Source organism: Legionella sp. 39-23 (assembly GCF_001897665.1).
Classification (GTDB): Bacteria; Pseudomonadota; Gammaproteobacteria; order Legionellales; family Legionellaceae; genus Legionella; species Legionella steelei.
Map to the genome: position 1 here is coordinate 1 of NZ_MKTO01000005.1, position 20409 is coordinate 20409.

The following is a 20409-nucleotide window of genomic DNA, read 5'->3' on the forward strand; positions in this document are numbered from 1 at the left end:
GGATTTTTGCGTCAGAGCGCAAGTTCCGGAGCGCTAGGCCTAGGAGGCACAGGCTCTGAGGTCATGCGACGCATTGCGGCCCCAATGGTTGGGGGTATGCTCAGTGCGACAGTACTTACCTTGATTGTCATTCCAGTAATCTATCTTCTTTGGCAACAAAGAAAATATAATGTGTAACCAAAAGTTATTTATATGTTTTTTGAATATAAGGGCCGGCGATCTCAGGGAGCGTTAAGACAAACAATCGTCGATTTCTGTCATAAGATTTATAAGGGATTGCCATGAATAAATCGATTTTTTTAATGATTATTTTCTTTATCATGAGTACCACTATTGGCTGTGTACCAAGATCCTTAAAACCCGGTGCTCAAAATATCACGATTCTCTATGATCACACTATTTCGGATTTAAAATCCTGCACATTTTTGGGCAAAATCTCTGGCAAGGATGTGCATGGTACGAAGATTCAATTTACCTGGGGATTAGAAAAAAACCTAGAAAAGGATGACATTAATTTTCTTAAAAATGAAGGAAAAAAATTAAATGCAAATGTTGTTGTGTTTGAAAAACATCAAAACTTGGTTAAGCGATATCAATTATGGAGTCCGAGCCGACATACAGACATCAGCAATCATACCATTGAAGGAAGCGCCTATCGATGTCCTTCGCAAATAATGTCCTCAATAAAACAGTTTGATATCCTAAAGGATTCTGTTTATGAAAAACCTATCGTAATCAAAGGTAATTGATAATACATGCATGACAGAAAATATCCTTTCAGGAATAGAAGCCAATTTTGAGTCAGAAAATATTAAATAGTATTATTTACAATCCCTTTTTGCTCTTTCCTATTTATTATTACATTTGGAAGCAACCTGGCAGAGTTCATAATGAAAATTAGTTCTGAAGAAACATGAATAAAAGCAGCCAATGGCGGATTAAGAAAGCCAAAAGCCGCTAATAAAATACCCACCGTATCTACCAAAAGTGTGCCTGCAAAATTCGCCATAATAATTTTGTAACATCTTCTTGCAATTCCAACTGTTTCAACAAATTTTGTTTCAACAAATTTGAATAAATCATTGCCTAATAATACAATGTCAGCGCTCTCTCGCGCCACATCCGTCCCAGTACCCATAGCAATACCCACATTTGCTTCAATTAATGCAGGCGCATCATTGATACCGTCACCAACCATCGCTATTTTTGCCTTTGCTAACATAAACTCTCGAATACGGATTGCTTTTTGCTCTGGAAGCAGTTCGGCTTCTACCTTGGCTACTCCAAGCTGCTTACCAATTTCCTGCGCAATCGTTAAGGTATCCCCGGTTAAAAGAATTGTGTTTAAACCCATTCTTTTTATTTCACTTATTGCTTCTCTGGCCTCTTTACGTATGATATCTGCAATTCGTATTACACCGAGTAATTGATTATTACGCGCGACAAACACCTCAGATAAATAGTTCGGGCCTGGCTTAACGTCACTGATATTGATCTGTTCCTCTTGAAACAGAGCCAAATTACCAACAATAATTTTTTCTTGATTTGCCCAACAAATAATCCCTTTTCCAGGTTTATAATCGAAGTGTTCCGGTTCAATAATATCCAGATCTTGCTCGCTTGCTTTTTGCAAAATAGCTCTGGCGATTGAGTGTTCTGATAATCGTTCAGCAATAGCCGCAGCCTCAAGTACAGCCTGCTCAGTAATGCCGGGCATAGGACAAACAGCAACAACAGAGGGTGCGCCATAAGTAAGGGTTCCTGTTTTATCAAAAACTACCGTATCCACTTTACTTAGCACTTCGATATATAAGCCACCTTTTATAATAACCCCCTTGCCCGCAGCTCTACCAATTGCTCCTAAAATAGCTAATGGAGTTCCCGCGGCTACGCCACATGCACCTGCTACAATAATCACAGATATAGTTGAGCGGATATCATGAGTAAGAAAATAGGTGAGAAGTGCGGCACCAATAGCAAAATAAACAAGATAGCCTGCAAGACGATCAGCTGTTTTCTGAATGGGAGCACGAGATTTTTCCGCCGCTTCAACTGCCTGAATAATTTTTCCAAAAGCCGTATCTTTACCAACTCGTTTTGTTTCCACATCAATGGCACCAGATTGATTGATAGATCCTGCGTAGACCTCAGATCCAGCAATTTTTTCTACTGGCATTGACTCACCTGTTATTGCAGATTGATCAACAAAAGTTAGTCCTCTAATAACAGTTCCATCTATTGGTATACGGGAACCCGGTTTAACAATAATAGTATCACCCGCTTTTATTTCCTCGATATTTTTTTTGCTCTCACCATTTTGGTGCCGAATGAATGCTTCTTTAGGCATGAAATCAAGAAGACTTTTTATAGCACGTCTGCCGCGCTCGATAGTAAGACCCTCTAGTACTTCAGCAATTAATACAAAAAGTATAATCACTAATGCTGTAAATACTTCCCCAATAGCTAAAGCGGCTAGCAATGCAATTGTCATGGATAATTCCATAGTCATTTTGCGTTCGCTTAAAGATGAAAATGCTTCCTTAAAAATAGGATACCCACCTATGAGTGCGGCAATAAAACCAATATATTTAAATGGTACAAATTGAGTCCCTAAAGGTGTCCAGCTCAATAGAAGAGAAATAAATACGAATCCTATGCGCAATCCCTCTACCAAAGTAAAAATATGGCTGTGATCATTATGTTCTTGATTCATTGACAGTTCCTCAATTTATTTAAACTTACTTTAAATAGGTCTTAACAACATCCAATAATTGCTGAGCTGCTTGTGCTTGGCTTGATGATGGACTTTTATCAGGATCAACCAGATGATTACGTATGTGACCTTCGATAACTTCGGCCATCAAACCATTCATTGCACCACGACATGCAGCGATTAACTGCAAAACACCGCCACAATCATTTTCTTCAGAATGCTCTAGCTTTTCTTTCAATGCATTCAGTTGGCCTTGAATACGGTTAATGCGATGAAGTAGCTTCTTTTTATCCCTTAATAAATGTGCCATAAATTAAATCTCTAAAAATGTATACTATACGTAGGTATAGTATACATCAAAATTCTCAAAAAGATCTTAATAATTGCACCAGGGCTAAATAAGCCAATGGATGTGATGAAATGAAAAGGGAATCAAAACCTGAAGCCCTACCCAACTCGATCTGTTTTATTGATACTTGAATAACAAGTGGACGGAGGTCTGATTGCTCTACTTAACCAGAACCCCCTGGTGCATGATCTATTACAATACAGCTTTATTATCAGCACTTCTAAAGCAGGCTCAACAAGGTGGTGAAGGGTCCTTATACAACGAAATGGAATTACCCCCTTATAAGGCAGTGGGTACTGCTTTAAGATTCAATAATATAGAAGTTGTTGCGGCACTTGTTTACTGTAGGCCAAACGTTAATAATACAGGTTCTAAAATTCCGCCAAATCCAATCATCTTTTACCAATCCTGAATGATGCCAACCGTGGTCTTTAATTAAGCAGGTTACAATCAATCCTATACCACTACCAACATATAATAATCCAACAAGTTCTTTGGCAAAAGGTATGCAACCACCAAAAACACAGCGGCACCCAGAGCCGCAAACGTTGGAGATATGATTCGTAAGTACATCAGCTAACCCTCGACCCTCTAACTCTAAATGACACCACTTTAATCTTTTGCTCAACACCTGGAATAGTACAAGACAAGGCTCATAATCAGAGTTGATTTAAAATAAAAAGCTCAAATTTCAATATTAATTGTCCACTTCTCTTACAATAACAGGGTAAGGCCAAATGTTACCGTATCTTGACTGGCTGCTTCCCCATTAATTATTTGTATGTTTTTAAAAGCGCCATAATCTTGCTCATGTTCGTATTCAACATTAATATTTAATCCAGGAGCCAGCCGATAATAAGGCCTGACAATATAGCGCATTTGATTGAGTCCATTACCGATATTGGCTTGAATGACTGTTTTCGAAGCCAGAATACTGCGTACCCCTGCCCTAATAAAAAAGTTATTGGTGATCTGGGTATCTCGCGATAACTCCAAATCCAGTTTAGCACTTCCATTGTAGTAATAGCCTCGAAGATTGGTATCGATAAAATAAGGCATTAACCCTTCAATACCAATACCTGGCTGCCAATAGGGTGTATTTGCTGGTTTATTGGTATAATTAGCACCTGCTTTAATCGCCCAAAACTGGCTGATTAAATGCCAATAAAAAATATCAATGTCAGCACTTTCAACCTTTCCCTTCAACAATTCCGCATCATTGACGAATAATTCAAGCTTATGATAATCAGGACCATATAAACCCTTGTAATTTAGGCGTTGTGCATTATGAAACGGATCAGCACCAGCATCGATAAATGAGGCGCGCCATAAACCTGCAGGATGGACCATCGGATACTTCACCAAGGAAGAATCGATAGGCATGGTTTCATCCACTCGTACAATGGGACGATTGTAATAAGGCGTTTGTTTTATAATATTTTGCGGCTTTCTTTTACCCTGTGTAATTTCTATTAATGTAGAATATTGAAACACACGCGACATCCCAGTCATCATATGATAAAGAAAATGACAGTGAAAAAACCATTGGCCACTGGCATCGGTGTCAACATCCGCGGTTATCGTAGCACCTGGTGGCACATCAATCGTATGCAATAAAGGATCGTAGGCATCATTCCCCTTGCGCAAAATAAACCAATGACCATGAATGTGCATGGGATGATGCATCATGGATGTGTTGGTAAATACAAACCGATAGCGTTTCCCAGGATCTAAACGTATGGGTTTCGCTTTATAAGCAGGAACTCCATTGATAAACCAAATAAATCGATCCATATACCCAAACAACTCCATATTGATTACATGCGCTACTGGAGTATTCGGATCATTTGTTTTCACTGCGGCAATCATGGGCTGATATTTTGTGCCCATTGAAGTTTTGTAAGAGGAGTTGGGTGGCTCCATCTTGTCTCCAATAATAGTTGGCTCCGTGGGCATCTTCATGCTGGAATCCATCTTCATGTTGGAATCCATCTTCATGTTGGAGTCCATCTTCATGTTGGAGTCCATTTTCATGTTGGAGTCCATTTTCATGTTGGAGTCCATTTTCATGTTGGAGTCCATTTTCATGTTGGAGTCCATTTTCATGTTGGAGTCCATTTTCATGTTGGGCATAGACGATGAATTATTTGCTCCCTTAACGTGTGATTTTTTCTTGTCCATTTCATGAGACATTGAACTCATGTTCATTTTAAGAGCATGTCTTCTCTCTTTTGTCTTAGTGGCTGATTTTGCTGTCTGAGGTAAAGTACCTTGATTCATATTCCCCATCATCATGGCCATCATATCTCGAGTAACTGGCAATGGCTCAGGAAATGGAGGTACTTTTGAATAATCTACAGAATGTTGCGAAGAGGTCACTAAGGCACCGTATGCAGCCCCTACTGTATCTAAGGATTCTGCATAAATGATGTAGGGTGTGTTTTTTTGAATTTTAACAAGCACATCATAGGTTTCACCTGATGCAATGGCAAAATCTTTAATCATATAGGGTCTCACATCATTCCCTTCGGCGTGCACCATCTGCATTTCAGACTCAGGAATTTTTACACGAAAAATGGTGCTTCCTCCAGCACCTATAAAGCGTAACCGTACCACATCCCCTTGCTTCACCAAAGCAGTCCAAGGTTTGAATTTGGGTTGACCATTGAGTAAAAATGCATCATAAGCAACATCACTAAAATCATAAATACTCATGCGCATTTGTTGCATCATTTTGTAGTCATTAAACAATCGCTTACGTTCCTCTGCGGAGCCTTTTTTATAATCATGCATAAATTTTAATAAAGAGGGCTGCAGCGGAAATCGCGGAGAATAATAATCCCCTTCTTTCTTTAGATTTTTTAAAATCTGCTCTGGTTTGGTATTACTCCAATCGGATAACACCACAACAAAATCTTTCGTGTATTTATATTTGGGTGCCTTAATCGGGTCGATGACGAAGGCACCATATAAGCCCTGTTGTTCTTGTAATTCAGAGTGTGCATGGTACCAATACGTTCCTGATTGCTTGAGTACAAACTGATAATGAAATACACCTCCTGATGGAATCGCTTTTTGACTCACATGCTCCACACCATCCATTTGCCAAGGAACTAAAACACCATGCCAATGAATTGTTGTGGGTTTATCCAAATGATTGTATACATTAATAGTGACCTTATCGCCTTCCTTAAAGTGTAGTGTTGGTGCTGGAATCTGATTATTTACCGCAATCGCAACTCGAGATTTTCCAGCAAAATGAACGGTCTTGTAGCCCACAACTAAATCAACAACACGCTGGGCAGAAAACACATTGGTCATCACCAAAAGACTGGTGAGAAATACACTTATTTTTTTCAGCACAATCCATTCTCCCTTCTTATTCTTCAATGATTGCGTTTTAAGATGTTTATTAAGAAAAAATCGACGCACTTTTCATGGGCTTTATTCATGATGATGTTCGGTTTCACCTTCGGTACTTGGTAGCGACAAGACACCCAATCCATGGCGATACACAAGCTCCCCACCACGCCAGGCTGTAGAGAGCAACAAACCCTGAACAAGAAACATTGCGACAAGGAACGTAAGAGTCATTGCTTTTTGCTTGTAATAGCGCCATAAAGACCAAATTGCAACAAGCCACATGGCAAAAGCAGTAGACAATGCCCAATTGCGATGGTTCATCATGGCCATGTGTGCTGGCTCATCATGCTTCACTGTATAATAAGCATAAAAACCGGCAATAACCGTCAAAATCGTCACTAAAGCCGCACACCATAAACACCAACGGCCAACAACTTCAAATTCTAACGTCATTTTATCCGAGACAAGAGGCGTGGATTTAGATAAATACGTAAGTAGGTAAAAACCAAATGATGTAGTAAATAATGCGACGGTAAAATGCACCAAAATCGGATGCCAATTGGGGAGTATTTCAAACATTATAAAATCCTTTTTATCATGGTCTAACTTATCATACTGAGAACAATTTCATTTTGCATTCATTATGGATAACCTAAGTGGTACCTTTGAGAATAAAAATTAGCATTTTAACTCCTACATAATTCATGCAGCACCGATAGGATTTCTTTGTCATTTACTTACACCGATAAGCCTTACCCTCTAAAGTATGTTTATCGACTAAATGTGTTTTAGGATTACCACTAAAAGTTGATTTATCTTTTGTAATAACTAACGTATCGCCTCCTAACTCGGCGGTATTATTTTTCAAAGTATTTAATTCGTCCTGATAAAGATGCTCATGGGATTGATAAGATTGACTAACGCCATTCACATCATAGGCAACCACTTTGCCCAAATCGGAGCAATGCTTCATATTGTTGCTCGGTGGAGCAACCCTGATATGCTGTGCTTCAGGCAATAAAGGTACATTTTTACTGCAACCAACGAATCCAAGAACTAGAAAAGGTACGACATAGCGGCTTATGGTGTTCATTTACTCTTTTCCCCTCTACATTTAAAATTGTTCTAATTGACTCTGGCCATTAGGGCACAATTTTCTTGGAAAAAATAGCTTTTTCCAAGAAAACCACTGCCTTTAACAGTAATAGTAAAACCAATCTTACTGAATGCATAATAGACTTAACCATACTGATTTAATTATTATTGGCAGCTTGAACGGGATCGGTGGAAAAAACCTACTTGCGTGTATTGACACATCAGATAATTTTTTACTCCATTTATTCTGTTGCTGCGGGATTCTTAGTCGTCCATTATAATTTTTTATTGAAAATTGATAAATGAGCTGTGCCTAAAAAATACAACCCGTTCTTAAATAATAAGGTCACCTAAAAACATGCGCTGCCTTCAAACTTTATATAAATTGATGTCTTCCTTTAAATGTTTGGCAATATCATCCAAATTATGAATAAATGCCATCATCTCTTTAATGCCGCTTGAAAAGGTTGAAGTGGTACGATTAATTTCATTCATACTTTCAACAATTTGTTCAATACCTACAGCTTCCTGCCGTATAGCCACCTCGATGTGTTGACTGGAAATAGATGCTTCATGAATCATTTGGCTGAGCGCTTGAATGACTTGGCCTGCTTTTTCGATAAGTTGTGTTCCTGAATCAAGAGTTTTTGTTCCTTCTTCCGTAACGGTAACGGCTTTTTCTGTAGTTCGTCGGATGTCCTCAAGAATTTTTTGTACTTGTACTGTCGATTGTTCTGATTGTTCGGCAAGATGTCTTACTTCATTAGCTACTGCAGCAAAACCTTTTCCTGCCTCACCTGCTTTTGATGCTTCAATTGAAGCATTCAATGCCAGCATTTTTGATTGTTGGGCCAAAGTATTGACCACCGATGTGATGTCGCCAATTTGTTGGGTGTGATTACTTAGATCAAGAATGGTTTGCGCAATAAGCTTCATTTTTTCTTCTGAATCTTTGAATCCTTGAATACTTTTCTGGACCGACTCTCTACCTCGTTTTCCTTGTTCATAGGTATTTTTAGCCACTTCTTTCAGCGCTTGTGCTTTGGTCATCGTTTCTTTTGAGCTTTTATCAATTTCTTCCAGCGAAGCACTGATTTCATTAATTGCAGTTGCTTGGGAGGTAATACTTTCTGCTTGTTGATTAGCAGACGTAATGACCGTCCCAACCATAGTTACGATATTATTACTTACTTTGGTGATTTTTTGGGTAATAGATGCCAAACCATTGGTCATCGAATTTAAATCGTTACCCAGCTCGTGTAAAATACCTTCTTTATCAACTTCAAGACGCTCTCGAAGATCTCCTGCAGCAACTTTACTGCTGTATTCTCTAAATTTTTTCGATGCATTAACGAGTTTTTCAAATAATTCTCGAGATTCTTCTTCTTTAGTACGAAGAATTTCTTCATTTTTTCTAATGGCTTCTTGCATGGCTTTGAGCGATAGAAGCAATTTACCTAATTTGCCTGCCGATTGAATTTGGATCACGACATCACGCTCTCCTGCAGCAATTCGTTCGGCTATATCAATCGCTTTATCTACTGGAATTGCTATAGCTCGTTGGGTTGTGTAAGGCACAACAAGGGTTAAAACAATGGCTAAAATGAGTAGCCAAAAGGCTGATTTTTTTAAGGAAATTAGGCTGTTATCTATTGTATTTACATTCTTTTCTATTTCACGTGCTAAGTCGCTGAATAATCCACCAGTTCTTTTGCCGGTCTCTTCATAATAAGGACCATCAATGATATTGATCATTGATTTTTCAAAAGCTCTTGTCTTATTTCTGCTGTTTTCTACATTATCTGGATTATTCGGGTCTCGAGAAGCATTGAGTACTGACGCTTGAGCTTGATAAAAAGGCAAATATAATTCTTGTAGCTTGCTCCACTCATGCCGTAGTTTTGGATCATCTAATTTGCGTATGACTCGATCCCACTGATCTCTAACATGAGTGATTTCATTCCAGATATGAGCAAAATAAACTTTATCCTTTGGATCTCCAGTCATTGCCCAATGTTCAAGAATGTCCTGAGCTTGATAAATTTGACTATCAAGGATTGGTGGTAAATTTTCACTATGAATTTTATGTGTGAGATCAATCACATCATTTACTTTAGGTAATAACAGCATAATTAATATCAATAAAGGCAAACTAAGAGCCATAAATCCAATCAGCAATCGGGCCCCTATACTGATTACAAAACCTTGTTTCTTGGTCGCAGTTTCCATGAACGACTCCTATTCCATCTTAATTCTTAAAGATTAGCAGTAATGATGGTTTAATCCGAAGCTCATCAAAGAGCAGTTCTTATTAGAAACCTAATGGCTTGAAAAACTACAAAGACCCTCTTTATCCAGAGTTTTCTTATGTTCCGTTTGTAAGGTCGTATGCCCAATATCAAATTGAGAGAATAAAATGCTCTGAACGCTCACTCTTATAGCTCCCTCTTCTACAAAGGGAGTAATGACAAGATGCGCTGTGAGGCTAATTTTGTCACTGGTAATCGCCCAAATATGCAGGTCATGTACATCCAAAACACCCTCAACAGCCATCATGTGGTTTTTAATTATCTCCAGATCCACTCCAGCTGGCACACCTTCAAGAAGAATATTCACTGTTTCTTTTAATAAAACCCAGGTGCGTGGCAATACCCACAAACCGATTAATACTGCCACAGCAGAATCGACCCAACTCCACTCTAAAAAGCGAATTATAAGTGCGGCAACAATAACCCCTAAAGAGCCCAACATATCACTCCACACCTCAAGATAAGCGCTTTTAAGGTTTAAGCTTTTATCTTTTTCTTGGGAAAGAAGGTACATAGACGCTATATTAACAACCAAACCAAGACTGGCAATGAGGAGCATTCCTAAGGAATAAATTTCAGGAGGTTGTTTGAGTCGCTGATAGGCCTCAAACAAAATATAAAGGGCCACTAAAAAAAGAAGGACCGCATTAAATGCAGCCGCTAAAATTTCAAATCGATTATAACCAAACGTGCGACGCGCATCGGCAGGACGTTTACTAATACGAATCGCAATTAGAGCAATAATAAGAGCGGTAACGTCCGTTAGCATATGTGCGGCATCAGAAATTAATGCAAGGCTTCCTGTGATAATGCCACCAGCGACCTCGGCAATTAAAAAGCTTCCCGTGAGCAAAAGAGCGAACCACAGTAACTGCTCTTTTGAGTATTTTTTTAAATCATGAGGTACATCCTTACTCATTATTGCTCCTCATCAGCACCAGCTAATTTAATTTAAATGAAACACCATGTAAGAAAATCGCGGCAAGGATAAGAAAAGTAATAAAAGCGGTGTAAAAATGGATGGTTTTCTTAGTTTTTCTGAACCACCAGATAAGACCAATCAATACAATAATTGCAATACCTAAAGAACTTAAAAACCATCCATTAGTAAACATTTATGTTTTCCTATTTAGTCGTTCTTAGGTTGGTGGTCATGACCACCATCGCCACCAAATCCTCCCTCATAGCTAACCTCAGGATGAGCTGGAGCAGGTGTTGTTTTAGGAGTGCAGGCAGTCAAGCCCAAACCCAATAAACCGATTAATACAATTATTTTAAATCCATTAGTATTCATTATTTCTCCTTAACAGCCAATCAAAATAACTTGAAACTACTTACATCGTAACATACTGAATAACAGAAGATAAATGCATCTTATCTTCTCCATTTTATGTTTGCACGCCACCTTTAAAAAAATTCATTTTTTAATATTTTTTAGAAAATAAAGCAACTGTACTGCATCCTTCTTGGATATGGGTTTTTTAAAATAAGTAGCGCTCTCATGAGACGGGTTTTCCTGATTATGGCTAGAAGTTAAAATGATTATGGGCGTATGGTTGTTTAATACCGAATTTTTTTGTATCTGGTCAATCAGCTCATAGCAATTTAAATTTTTATCCACTAAGATAAAATCATAAACTCTCATGAAAGCCAACTCTCTTGCCGATTCATCATCCCCTGCCATATCCACCAAATGCTTCAACTCTAATAAATGCATACGAATGAGAATACGAATTCCTAATGAGGATTCCACCACTAAAAAACGCAATGGATGAGCGCTATATTGTTCATTTTCAACCCAATCATTCATCATGCAACCTCTTTCGTGACAAACCCACCAAGACTCTCATTATCCCTTCATTTCCTGATACTCCGAATGCCCTTTATGGGAATTAAGTAAGCGCAGCCCATTCGCAACAACAATTAGACTCGCACCCATATCAGCAAATACCGCCATCCATAACGTTGCTAATCCTCCCAGGGCCAGAATGAAAAACACCCCTTTAATTGCAAGGGACAAAGTAATATTTTGGCGAAGAATACGCGCCGTTCTTCGGCTTAAATCAATGTATAAAGGAAGCATGGCTAAATTATCATTCATTAACGCAACATCTGCGGTTTCTAAAGCCGTATCGGTACCTTTGCCCATCGCAAAACTAATCGTAGCTTTTGCAAGTGCTGGTGCATCATTGATTCCATCACCCACCATTCCCACCGTTTTATACTGTTCCAAAAGCCGATTAATTGCTTGTAATTTTTCAGTAGGCAAAACATTCGCCTGCACTTCATCAATCCCCAGCACTTTGGCAATGGCTTTAGCCGTCAGGGCATTATCACCGGTTAACATCGCTGTTTTAAGTCCTTGTTGATGCAAGGTGTCAATTGCCCATTTACTCGTAGCACGAAGCGTATCGGCCACTGCAAAAACGGCTAAAACCACCGCTGAATTACTCAAAATGACTGTTGTTTTTCCTTCCTCTTCCAAACGCTTAAGTTCCTGCTCTACAGCAAGAGAGCACACCTTATTATCTTCTGCCAGTTGATGATTTCCAACGTAATACAATCCTTGACTAATAATTCCTTGCACCCCGCGGCCAGGAAGTGCTGAAAATTGCTCTACCTCAAGCAAAGACTCATTAGGTTGATTTTGCCGCCAGTATTCAACCAAAGCATGAGCCACTGGATGTTCCGAATGACTATCAAGACTTGCAGCAAGGACTAATAAGGACTCTTTCGATTGTTGTTTATCATAAACGATAAAATCAGTCACTACAGGTTTTCCCTCTGTTAAGGTGCCTGTTTTATCCAGAGCAATTAATTTAAGCTGGTGCCCCATTTCTAAATAGCTGCCTCCTTTGATAAGAAGACCATGTTGTGCCGATGAAGCCAATCCGCTGACTACCGTTACCGGTGTAGAGATGACCAAAGCACAAGGGCAAGCAATAACCAATAACGTTAAGGCTTTATATATCCAGTCATAAAAAGGATAACCAAACACCAACGGGGGAATAAGTGCAATAACCAGTGCAATCAAGACCATAATTGGGGTGTAGTATTTGGCAAACTCATCGACAAAACGTTGCGTTGGCGCCCGCTCACTTTGTGCCTGCTCAATGGCTTTACCAATTTTAGCAAGCAATGTATCACCCGAAGCCTTAGTGACTTTAACCTCAAAGGCACCGTGCTCATTTAAAGTCCCTGCAAACACGTCATCACCTACTTGCTTGCTCACTGGCATGGATTCCCCTGTAATCGGGGCTTGATTGACCGTACTTTGTCCCGATATCAACACCCCATCCAGTGGGATGCGCTCACCGGGTTTTACTTTAAATACCGCACCAACGGCTACCTCTTCTACAGGCAAAGTCTGCCATTGACCATTATCCATTTTAATCCGAGCCACCACTGGTGCAATTTGCATGAGACTGCGAATGGCAAGGCGGGCTTTATCTAAAGAATAACGTTCGATTCGCTCAGCAAGAGCAAATAAAACAGTGACCATCGCGGCTTCCGGCCAGGCCCCTATAATCATGGCCCCGGTGATTGCAATTAACATCAGGCTATTAATGTTCATGGCCTTAGTACGCAGCGCGATTAAACCCTTCTTAAAAGTAGAGGGACCACTTAAGGTAATGGCAAGCAGAGCGGGAAGAATGACCCAAATAAATTGCTCTTTAGTAATGAAATAAGCAGTTAACTCAGAGCAAAGCGCTAAAAAGCCTGCCAAAGCTAGCAATGGCCATGACGAATCAACTTGCTTCTTCTCTTCTTTTGCAGAGGAGGTGCTGCCTTGAACCCGAACACTCATGCCTAACGCTTCAATTTGTTTTTGCAACACATCAATAGCTGGAAGACGATGGTGCACGGTCACTTCCTCAGCAATGAAATTAAAATCCATCTGCGCCACTTCAGGAATCACTTTTAATTGGCGCCTGATTAATTGCTCTTCAGCCGGACAATCAAGGCCTGCAACAAAAAAAGTAGTTAAAGTTAGAGGCTTTGTCATAATGAGCTCCCACATTGGCCGCAAAAATTTGCCCCTGCAGTAATAGTGGCACCACAACTGCATTGAGTATTCTCAAGACCGCTGCCACATTGACTACAAAATCGTGCCCCAGGAGCTAGAGAGCTCTTGCAGCGCGGGCAACTCAATCCTCTTGATTCAGGATTGGTTGAGTAATTATTCTGTTGGCTTATTTGACCATGATGAGAGCGGCGATATCCGCCATGATGGCCGCCAAGACTTCCAAGCATTCGTTTTAGAAAACTCATGTTAATTCTCCATTTCTTCAGTAAAGTGCTTGAGCATGTCCTCTAAAATACAACGCACATGCGCATCATAAATAGTGTAATAAATATGTTTTCCCTCTCTATTTGCTAAAAGAAGACGTGCAGAACGTAATAGACTTAAATGATGGCTCGCCAATGGCACCGAAAGTTGCAGTTGTTCCGCCAGCTCTGAAACTGATTTTGGACCATCCAAACACGCGATAAGAAGCTTTAAACGATTGGGCTCACCCATCAAATGCAAGATATCGCTTAAAGTGATGATTTGGTCTTGAGTTAGCATAGTTAATTAAACAGTTAAATAAGTATTTAACTATTAGTGTAGCTCATTCACAGAAGTTGTCAAAACACTATCCGTGTCCTTTGCTCAAAAGAGCTATAATTAAATGAATTTATTTTTATACAAGGAAGAAGAATGACGCCCCTTCTTTCAAATCACAGTCTTCTTATCATCTTAGGATTTGTTTTTTTATGGGGCTAATTTTGATTATCCTGGCAAAAGGAAGCTCCGGCCATAAAATGAAATTTATAACACACTTGGGATTTTATCTTTCTCTTGCTGCCGCACTTATCTTTGCTATAGTGTTCTTTATGGATGTCTTTCCACTTACTTTAAAATGACAATTACTCATATTGTTACAGTTCCATCAAAGAAATCACTCATCTTTGCCTGATTTTTTAATTAGTGATTTCTTGTGCCGCTCATGAAACAGGTAATACAAACCGGGTAAGACTAAGAGTGTTAGAAAAGTGGATGAGATAATGCCACCTATGACCACGGTCGCCAAGGGACGTTGTACTTCAGAGCCCGTGCCCGTAGCCAAAGCCATCGGTACAAACCCCAAAGAGGCCACTAAAGCAGTCATGAGTACCGGACGAAGCCTCGCCAGAGAGCCTTGTAGCACCGCATCTTTTAAGTACATTTTTTTCTGTTCATGCAGTTTATTAATAAAGGTAATCATGACCAGGCCATTAAGAACTGCCACCCCTGACAACGCAATAAACCCAACACCTGCTGAAATGGACAAGGGAATCCCTCGAAGCCACAGTGCAAATACCCCACCAGTTAACGCCAAAGGAATGCCACTAAACACTAAGAGCGCATCTCGTACTCGACCAAAACTCATAAACAACAATAAGAAAATGCCCAATAGTGTGATAGGAACAACGATTTGTAGCCGTTGAGAGGCTGATTGCAACTGCTCAAACTGACCACCCCAGGTTACCCAGTAGCCACTGGGAATTTTGACACTCTGGTCAATCCGTTGCTTGGCTTCATTCACAAATGAGCTTAAATCCCGATTGCGAACGTTAGCACTGACCACCACACGCCGTTTACCACTTTCCCGACTGATTTGATTGGGGCTTTCACTGCGCACCATTTTGGCTACTTCACTCAACGGAATAAAATGTCGTTCGCCATCTTTAGCCTGTGGCAACGGAATAAATACTTGGCGTAGTACATTAGGGTTTGTACGTAACTCTTCAGGCAAGCGCACCACTAAATCAAAACGCTTGTCTCCCTCAAAGAGCTCGCCACCTTTTTTGCCGCCTGTGGCAATGACAATGGCATCTTGAACCGTGCCAATTTGTAAGCCGTAGCGTGCCAAAGCATCGCGATTGATTTCAACGGTTAGTAGCGGTAAACCACTGACTTGCTCTACTTTTACATCAGCAGCACCAGGCACTTTTTTTAATTGAGCACTGATGGCTTCAGCTACTTCGAGCAATGTATTCATGTCATCACCAAATACTTTCACCGCGACATCACTACGCACCCCTGAAATTAATTCATTAAAGCGCATCTGAATGGGCTGAGTAAATTCATAGTTATTCCCTGGAATTTGCTTTACTGCCGCCTCGATTTCTTGTACTAGTTGCTGTTTGCTTTTTTTAGGATTCGGCCAATCCTTCCGAGGCTTTAACATAATAAACGTGTCAGCGACATTGGGCGGCATAGGATCAGTGGCCACCTCCGCAGTCCCCAGTTTTGCAAAAACTCGTTTGACTTCGGGAAACTGGCTTACTCGCTCTTCCACTAAGTGCTGCATGGTAATGGCTTGTGTTAAACTGGTGCCAGGAATTCGCATCGCGTGCATGGCAATGTCGCCTTCATCAAGACTTGGAATAAATTCCCCGCCCAAACGAAATGCGAGCAAGAGACTAATCCCTACCAAAGCAACTGCACCTCCTATCACCAACCTTCTGGCATGAAAACAGCGGCGCAAGGCTTTTGCATAAACAAGTGAGAGGTAGTGTACCAACCAATTTTCTTTTTCTTGTACACGTCCACCTAAAAAAATGGCAACGGCAGCTGGAACAAAAGTCAGAGCAAAGAGCATGGAAGCAAGCAGCGCGGTAATAACCGTTTGCGCCATCGGCAAAAACATTTTCCCCTCAACCCCTGTGAGCGTTAAAATCGGTAAATAAACCACCGTGATAATAAAGACACCAAAGATACTAGGCCGAATCACCTCCGTTGTGGCATAAGCTATGACTTTCAAGCGCTCTTCTAAATTTAAAACACGATGCAAAGCATGCTGTTGTTCACCCAAATGCTTAATGCAGTTTTCAACAATAATGACCGCACCATCGACAATCAAACCAAAATCAAGAGCGCCTAAGCTCATCAAATTGGCACTGATTTTATTAGATACCATCCCTGTAATGGTAAGCAACATGGATAAAGGAATCACCATCGCGGTAATCAGTGCTGCGCGAATGTTACCTAAAAACAAGAACAAAATAACACAAACAAGCAATGCCCCTTCAATCAGGTTTTTCTTCACCGTATTAATGGTAGCGTTCACAAGCAAGGTTCGGTTATAGACCGTGACTGCTTCAATACCATCTGGCAATGATTTATTAATAACTTTCATTTGGGCCGCGACTCGTTCAGACACCGTGCGGCTGTTCTCGCCCATAAGCATAAATACTGTGCCTAAAACGACTTCTTTACTGTTCTCTGTTGCTGCTCCTGTTCGTAGCTCCTTGCCTAAAGCCACTTCTGCAATATCACGAATTCGGATAGGTGTTCCTTCAAAGCTTGCAATAACAATGTTCTCAATATCGGTGATGTTTTGCACCTGCCCTGGTACGCGAATTAAGTTCTGCTCGCCATTGGTTTCAATATATCCCGCACCCACATTGGCATTATTGCGTTCTAATGCCTCAACCACGTTGTTTAAGCTTAACCCATACCGAACCAGTTTCATGGGATCTGGAGTGATGTGAAATTGTTTTTCATAACCCCCAATGGTGTTTACTTCAGCCACTCCCTCCACATTACGCAGTTGTGGCTTGATAATCCAATCTTGAACGGTACGCAGTTCCGTTGGATTGTAACGCTGACTTACTGGTACATTTGCCTTGTTAGTGACCGTGTACATAAAAATCTCACCAAGCCCTGTAGAGATTGGGCCTAAGGTGGTTTCTACTCCTGGAGGAAGCTTGTCTTTTACTTCCTGCAAGCGCTCATTAATTAATTGACGCGCAAAATAAATGTTCGTTCCATCTTTAAAGACCACCGTGACTTGCGACAGTCCATAACGTGATAAAGAACGAGTGTAATCCAGATTAGGCAACCCGCTCATAGCCAGTTCAATAGGAAAAGTAATTCGTTGCTCCACCTCAAAGGGTGAATAGCCAGAGGCTTGAGTATTGATTTGCACTTGCACGTTGGTGATGTCAGGTACCGCATCAATAGGCAAACGTTGAAAATTATACACACCATAAAGAGCAATGATTGTCGTAAATAATAAGACAAACCATCGATGCTTTAGGGAAAAACGAATTATTTTTTCAAGCATTACCAATCCTTAGTGCTCGTGGCTCGCGCCATCCTTACCTAATTCTGCTTTCATAAAAAAGCTGTTATTACTGACATAGCGCTGGCCTGCATCAAGCCCCGAAACTACTTCGACCCACTCATCATCCCTTTGGCCTAAAATAACAGGCGTTGCCTCAAAATAATCTCCTTGCTGGATAAAAATTACCTCTTTCTCATCCATGCGCTGAATAGCCGACAAAAGTATGGCAACTGGAACCGTTTTTTCTTTAATGGTAATTGCGGCATTAATGTACATCCCAGGCAACCAAACACGAGGCTCATTAGAAAGAACTGCTCGTGCGAGCGTTGTTTGACTGTCTTCAATGCCTAAGGGCGCAATGTAAAAAATGGTGCTGATGGATTTTGGTGTTCCTTCATCTCCAGTTACCACCACACTCATGCCTTGTTTTACTAAAGGCACCTCTTTACGATACAAGGTAAAATCGGCCCACACAGTAGCCAAATTAGCCACTTCATAAATAGGTTTGGTGTTTTGCGCAAGCTCCCCATTGGTTGCGTATTTTTGCACGATGGTTCCGCTCATGGGGGCATTAATTGTATAATTTTGTAAACTTTCGTTACTCTCAATCGTAACTAATACGTCCCCTTTGGTGACTTCATCGCCTAAATTTTTAGTCATTGATTTAATAATGCCTGAATAGCGTGCATAGATGGGGGCTAAGGTATCTCGATTGGGAGCAATTTTGCCTACGACTTTAAGTTGTGTTTTAATTGTTTGGCTTTGTGCCTTAGCCGTTTGAATGTCTGCCGCTTTCAGAATGGCTGGCGCCATTTTAATGCGGCCTTCATAAGTCGCATAATGCCAGGCATAACGTTTATCCTGGAATTCTAATTGAATGCTCACATCAAAAGAATAAGGCTCTTCAATCGCCTCAACGCTTTGTAAAAAATTCTCGACAGGAGTGAACGCAATTGCTTCTTTTTTATCACCAAATCGCTTTAACTGAACGGTCAATTGCGCTTTCCCAGGCGCGATAGGCTCACCATTCTTATACAAATAAGCGCGAAAATGCGGTGGCATACCTCGTTCAAAAATTAAAAACTCAAGGGCTATATCTCCATCCTTAAACAAACGCCCACCTTGCGGACCCTTTTCCATGGTTTCTTGATGATTTTTTTCTTCATCGCCATGGGATTCTTCATTTGCTGCCCATAACGAAAAGGAACTTAACCCCAATAACAGAATTATAAAGGGCATGCAGGATAGGAATGGCTTTAAAACTCTCATTTACTCTCCTTAGAAGGCGCTAATCCTAAAAGCCCGGTCAGTTGAATTAAGGCTTTATGATAATCAGCATGAGCTTGTTGGTAATGACGCTCTTCTTCATACAACGAATTAAGGGCTGTAGATAATTCAATGTACGTATAACGTCCCATTTGGTAGCCGTCTTGTGCCAATTTGATTGATTTACGGGCCAAAGGTAATAATGAATTCGTCACCAAGCTTGCCTCATAATGACTTTGTTCGGCTTGTAGAAAAGCCCCATAGACATTTTGACGCACATCAAGGCGTGTACCTTGAAGCTCATGAGCCGTTTGGGTGTATTGTGCCTCAGCGGTTATGATTTTGCCTTGATTTCTATTGTAAACAGGCACTTCTGCAAAAGCAGAAGCCACTGCGGCATTACTGCCATCATCAGAGAAATGACGACCGCCTAATTGAATGTTTAAATCCGGCCACACAGATTTTTTAACTGCAGTAATAGTTGCACGCTTGGCGTGTAATTGCTGTTGAAGCTGCACTAACTGAGGGCTTTGCGGTAATTTTCTAAGTAACACAGCCCAGTTCAATGTCACTCCAGGAAGACCTTTATCCACCAATTGTCTATCAACTCGTAACCCATCACCTAATAGACGCGCCAATTTCGCACGCTGAAATAAAGCATCCCGTGCGGCTTTATTTTCTTGAATACGCGCTTCGCCTAAGCGCACCTGGGCCAAACGTAAGTCTAATTCCGCTCCTGCGCCTGCCTTAACTCGACGCTCGATTGCGCTTACGATGTCTTGATTGAGGCGAATAAGTTTTTGGGTTACTTGATGCCATTGACCTGCATAAAGTGCATCCACATAGGCCACACCAACTGCCACATAAAGTATCGCTTTTTGCACTTGAATTTGGGCAAGAGAAGCTAAGTAGTCTGCATAGGTTGCTTTTTTCAGATACTGTAACCGATTCCCCAAAGGGATGGGCTGGGTCACTGATGCCGTAGTTTCTGCCGCTTCATAACTCGAATAACTTCCCGAGCCGCCAAAGTTTTCTGCGGTTAAAGTCACTTGAGGATTGGGATAAAGCCCACTTTGGATAAAAAAACCGCGCATGGCTTGTGCTTTATCTATTTCGGCTTGTAATTCGGGATTATTGCGATAAGCAATGCCCAGGGCTTGTTTGAATGTCAAAGGGGTGGCCGCGAGCGCCTCACTCGCTACAAGGCTCATTGCACTC

At 40.7% G+C, this 20409-nt stretch carries 18 protein-coding genes; 2 read left to right on the forward strand and 16 right to left on the reverse strand.

Annotation, left to right across the window (positions count from 1 at the left end):
* Positions 1 to 177 (forward strand): efflux RND transporter permease subunit (locus tag BGO44_RS18540; protein WP_502688214.1); only part of this gene is annotated, 177 nt, incomplete at its 5' end.
* A 104-nt stretch (positions 178 to 281) separates the two neighbouring features.
* Entirely contained in the window at positions 282 to 749 is a 468-nt protein-coding gene (locus tag BGO44_RS02565) for a DUF4156 domain-containing protein (protein WP_058478585.1), read from the forward strand.
* Positions 750 to 811: 62 nt separating this feature from the next.
* Here BGO44_RS02565 and BGO44_RS02570 read toward each other — a convergent pair whose 3' ends face one another.
* From BGO44_RS02570 to BGO44_RS02645, 16 genes are all read right to left on the reverse strand, one after another.
* Complete coding sequence (locus BGO44_RS02570) at positions 812 to 2713, reverse strand: heavy metal translocating P-type ATPase (RefSeq protein ID WP_058478586.1); 1902 nt, start codon at positions 2711 to 2713, stop codon at positions 812 to 814.
* Between the two features lie 25 nt (positions 2714 to 2738).
* Positions 2739 to 3023 carry a metal/formaldehyde-sensitive transcriptional repressor gene (locus tag BGO44_RS02575; protein WP_058478587.1) on the reverse strand — a complete coding sequence of 95 codons (285 nt, stop codon included), beginning with the start codon at positions 3021 to 3023 and terminating at the stop codon, positions 2739 to 2741.
* 753 nt (positions 3024 to 3776) lie between these two features.
* Entirely contained in the window at positions 3777 to 6413 is a 2637-nt protein-coding gene (locus tag BGO44_RS02580; RefSeq protein ID WP_286822652.1) for a multicopper oxidase domain-containing protein, read from the reverse strand.
* Positions 6414 to 6506: 93 nt separating this feature from the next.
* On the reverse strand, positions 6507 to 7004 hold the full coding sequence (locus BGO44_RS02585; RefSeq protein WP_058478589.1) for a DUF2231 domain-containing protein: 498 nt from the start codon (positions 7002 to 7004) through the stop codon (positions 6507 to 6509).
* A gap of 154 nt (positions 7005 to 7158) precedes the next feature.
* Complete coding sequence (locus tag BGO44_RS02590) at positions 7159 to 7518, reverse strand: DUF4156 domain-containing protein (protein WP_058478590.1); 360 nt, start codon at positions 7516 to 7518, stop codon at positions 7159 to 7161.
* 371 nt (positions 7519 to 7889) lie between these two features.
* Complete coding sequence (locus BGO44_RS02595; RefSeq protein ID WP_058478591.1) at positions 7890 to 9749, reverse strand: methyl-accepting chemotaxis protein; 1860 nt, start codon at positions 9747 to 9749, stop codon at positions 7890 to 7892.
* 90 nt (positions 9750 to 9839) lie between these two features.
* Positions 9840 to 10748, reverse strand: coding sequence for a cation diffusion facilitator family transporter (locus BGO44_RS02600; RefSeq protein ID WP_058478592.1), 909 nt, complete (start codon positions 10746 to 10748; stop codon positions 9840 to 9842).
* Between the two features lie 22 nt (positions 10749 to 10770).
* Entirely contained in the window at positions 10771 to 10944 is a 174-nt protein-coding gene (locus BGO44_RS02605) for a hypothetical protein (protein ID WP_165481736.1), read from the reverse strand.
* Between the two features lie 14 nt (positions 10945 to 10958).
* A complete protein-coding gene (locus tag BGO44_RS02610) occupies positions 10959 to 11123 on the reverse strand; it encodes a hypothetical protein (protein ID WP_165481737.1) in 165 nt (54 codons plus the stop codon).
* Between the two features lie 123 nt (positions 11124 to 11246).
* Entirely contained in the window at positions 11247 to 11642 is a 396-nt protein-coding gene (locus BGO44_RS02615) for a response regulator (RefSeq protein WP_230849075.1), read from the reverse strand.
* 36 nt (positions 11643 to 11678) lie between these two features.
* The gene (locus tag BGO44_RS02620) at positions 11679 to 13835 is read right to left on the reverse strand and encodes a heavy metal translocating P-type ATPase (RefSeq protein WP_058478593.1); all 2157 of its coding nucleotides are present in this window, start codon (positions 13833 to 13835) and stop codon (positions 11679 to 11681) included.
* Positions 13832 to 14101, reverse strand: coding sequence for a zinc ribbon domain-containing protein (locus BGO44_RS02625; protein WP_058478594.1), 270 nt, complete (start codon positions 14099 to 14101; stop codon positions 13832 to 13834). Before BGO44_RS02625 ends, BGO44_RS02620 begins: the two co-directional genes overlap by 4 nt.
* Position 14102: 1 nt before the next feature.
* Complete coding sequence (locus BGO44_RS02630; RefSeq protein WP_058478595.1) at positions 14103 to 14399, reverse strand: ArsR/SmtB family transcription factor; 297 nt, start codon at positions 14397 to 14399, stop codon at positions 14103 to 14105.
* A 373-nt stretch (positions 14400 to 14772) separates the two neighbouring features.
* Positions 14773 to 17925 carry an efflux RND transporter permease subunit gene (locus BGO44_RS02635; RefSeq protein ID WP_058478596.1) on the reverse strand — a complete coding sequence of 1051 codons (3153 nt, stop codon included), beginning with the start codon at positions 17923 to 17925 and terminating at the stop codon, positions 14773 to 14775.
* Between the two features lie 9 nt (positions 17926 to 17934).
* Complete coding sequence (locus BGO44_RS02640) at positions 17935 to 19194, reverse strand: efflux RND transporter periplasmic adaptor subunit (protein ID WP_273201375.1); 1260 nt, start codon at positions 19192 to 19194, stop codon at positions 17935 to 17937.
* A complete protein-coding gene (locus tag BGO44_RS02645; RefSeq protein WP_375152885.1) occupies positions 19191 to 20402 on the reverse strand; it encodes a TolC family protein in 1212 nt (403 codons plus the stop codon). The genes BGO44_RS02640 and BGO44_RS02645 overlap by 4 nt, the downstream gene beginning before the upstream one ends.
* Between the last annotated feature and the right edge of the window lie 7 nt (positions 20403 to 20409).

What these genes read in the sequence shown, in the direction of transcription:
- BGO44_RS02565 (WP_058478585.1), top strand. Translation starts at nt 282, where the DNA reads ATGAATAAATCGATTTTTTTAATGATTATTTTCTTTATCATGAGTACC.
- BGO44_RS02570 (WP_058478586.1), bottom strand. Translation starts at nt 2,713, where the DNA reads ATGAATCAAGAACATAATGATCACAGCCATATTTTTACTTTGGTAGAG.
- BGO44_RS02575 (WP_058478587.1), bottom strand. Translation starts at nt 3,023, where the DNA reads ATGGCACATTTATTAAGGGATAAAAAGAAGCTACTTCATCGCATTAAC.
- BGO44_RS02585 (WP_058478589.1), bottom strand. Translation starts at nt 7,004, where the DNA reads ATGTTTGAAATACTCCCCAATTGGCATCCGATTTTGGTGCATTTTACC.
- BGO44_RS02590 (WP_058478590.1), bottom strand. Translation starts at nt 7,518, where the DNA reads ATGAACACCATAAGCCGCTATGTCGTACCTTTTCTAGTTCTTGGATTC.
- BGO44_RS02595 (WP_058478591.1), bottom strand. Translation starts at nt 9,749, where the DNA reads ATGGAAACTGCGACCAAGAAACAAGGTTTTGTAATCAGTATAGGGGCC.
- BGO44_RS02600 (WP_058478592.1), bottom strand. Translation starts at nt 10,748, where the DNA reads ATGAGTAAGGATGTACCTCATGATTTAAAAAAATACTCAAAAGAGCAG.
- BGO44_RS02605 (WP_165481736.1), bottom strand. Translation starts at nt 10,944, where the DNA reads ATGTTTACTAATGGATGGTTTTTAAGTTCTTTAGGTATTGCAATTATT.
- BGO44_RS02610 (WP_165481737.1), bottom strand. Translation starts at nt 11,123, where the DNA reads ATGAATACTAATGGATTTAAAATAATTGTATTAATCGGTTTATTGGGT.
- BGO44_RS02615 (WP_230849075.1), bottom strand. Translation starts at nt 11,642, where the DNA reads ATGATGAATGATTGGGTTGAAAATGAACAATATAGCGCTCATCCATTG.
- BGO44_RS02620 (WP_058478593.1), bottom strand. Translation starts at nt 13,835, where the DNA reads ATGACAAAGCCTCTAACTTTAACTACTTTTTTTGTTGCAGGCCTTGAT.
- BGO44_RS02625 (WP_058478594.1), bottom strand. Translation starts at nt 14,101, where the DNA reads ATGAGTTTTCTAAAACGAATGCTTGGAAGTCTTGGCGGCCATCATGGC.
- BGO44_RS02630 (WP_058478595.1), bottom strand. Translation starts at nt 14,399, where the DNA reads ATGCTAACTCAAGACCAAATCATCACTTTAAGCGATATCTTGCATTTG.
- BGO44_RS02635 (WP_058478596.1), bottom strand. Translation starts at nt 17,925, where the DNA reads ATGCTTGAAAAAATAATTCGTTTTTCCCTAAAGCATCGATGGTTTGTC.
- BGO44_RS02640 (WP_273201375.1), bottom strand. Translation starts at nt 19,194, where the DNA reads ATGAGAGTTTTAAAGCCATTCCTATCCTGCATGCCCTTTATAATTCTG.
- BGO44_RS02645 (WP_375152885.1), bottom strand. Translation starts at nt 20,402, where the DNA reads ATGAGCCTTGTAGCGAGTGAGGCGCTCGCGGCCACCCCTTTGACATTC.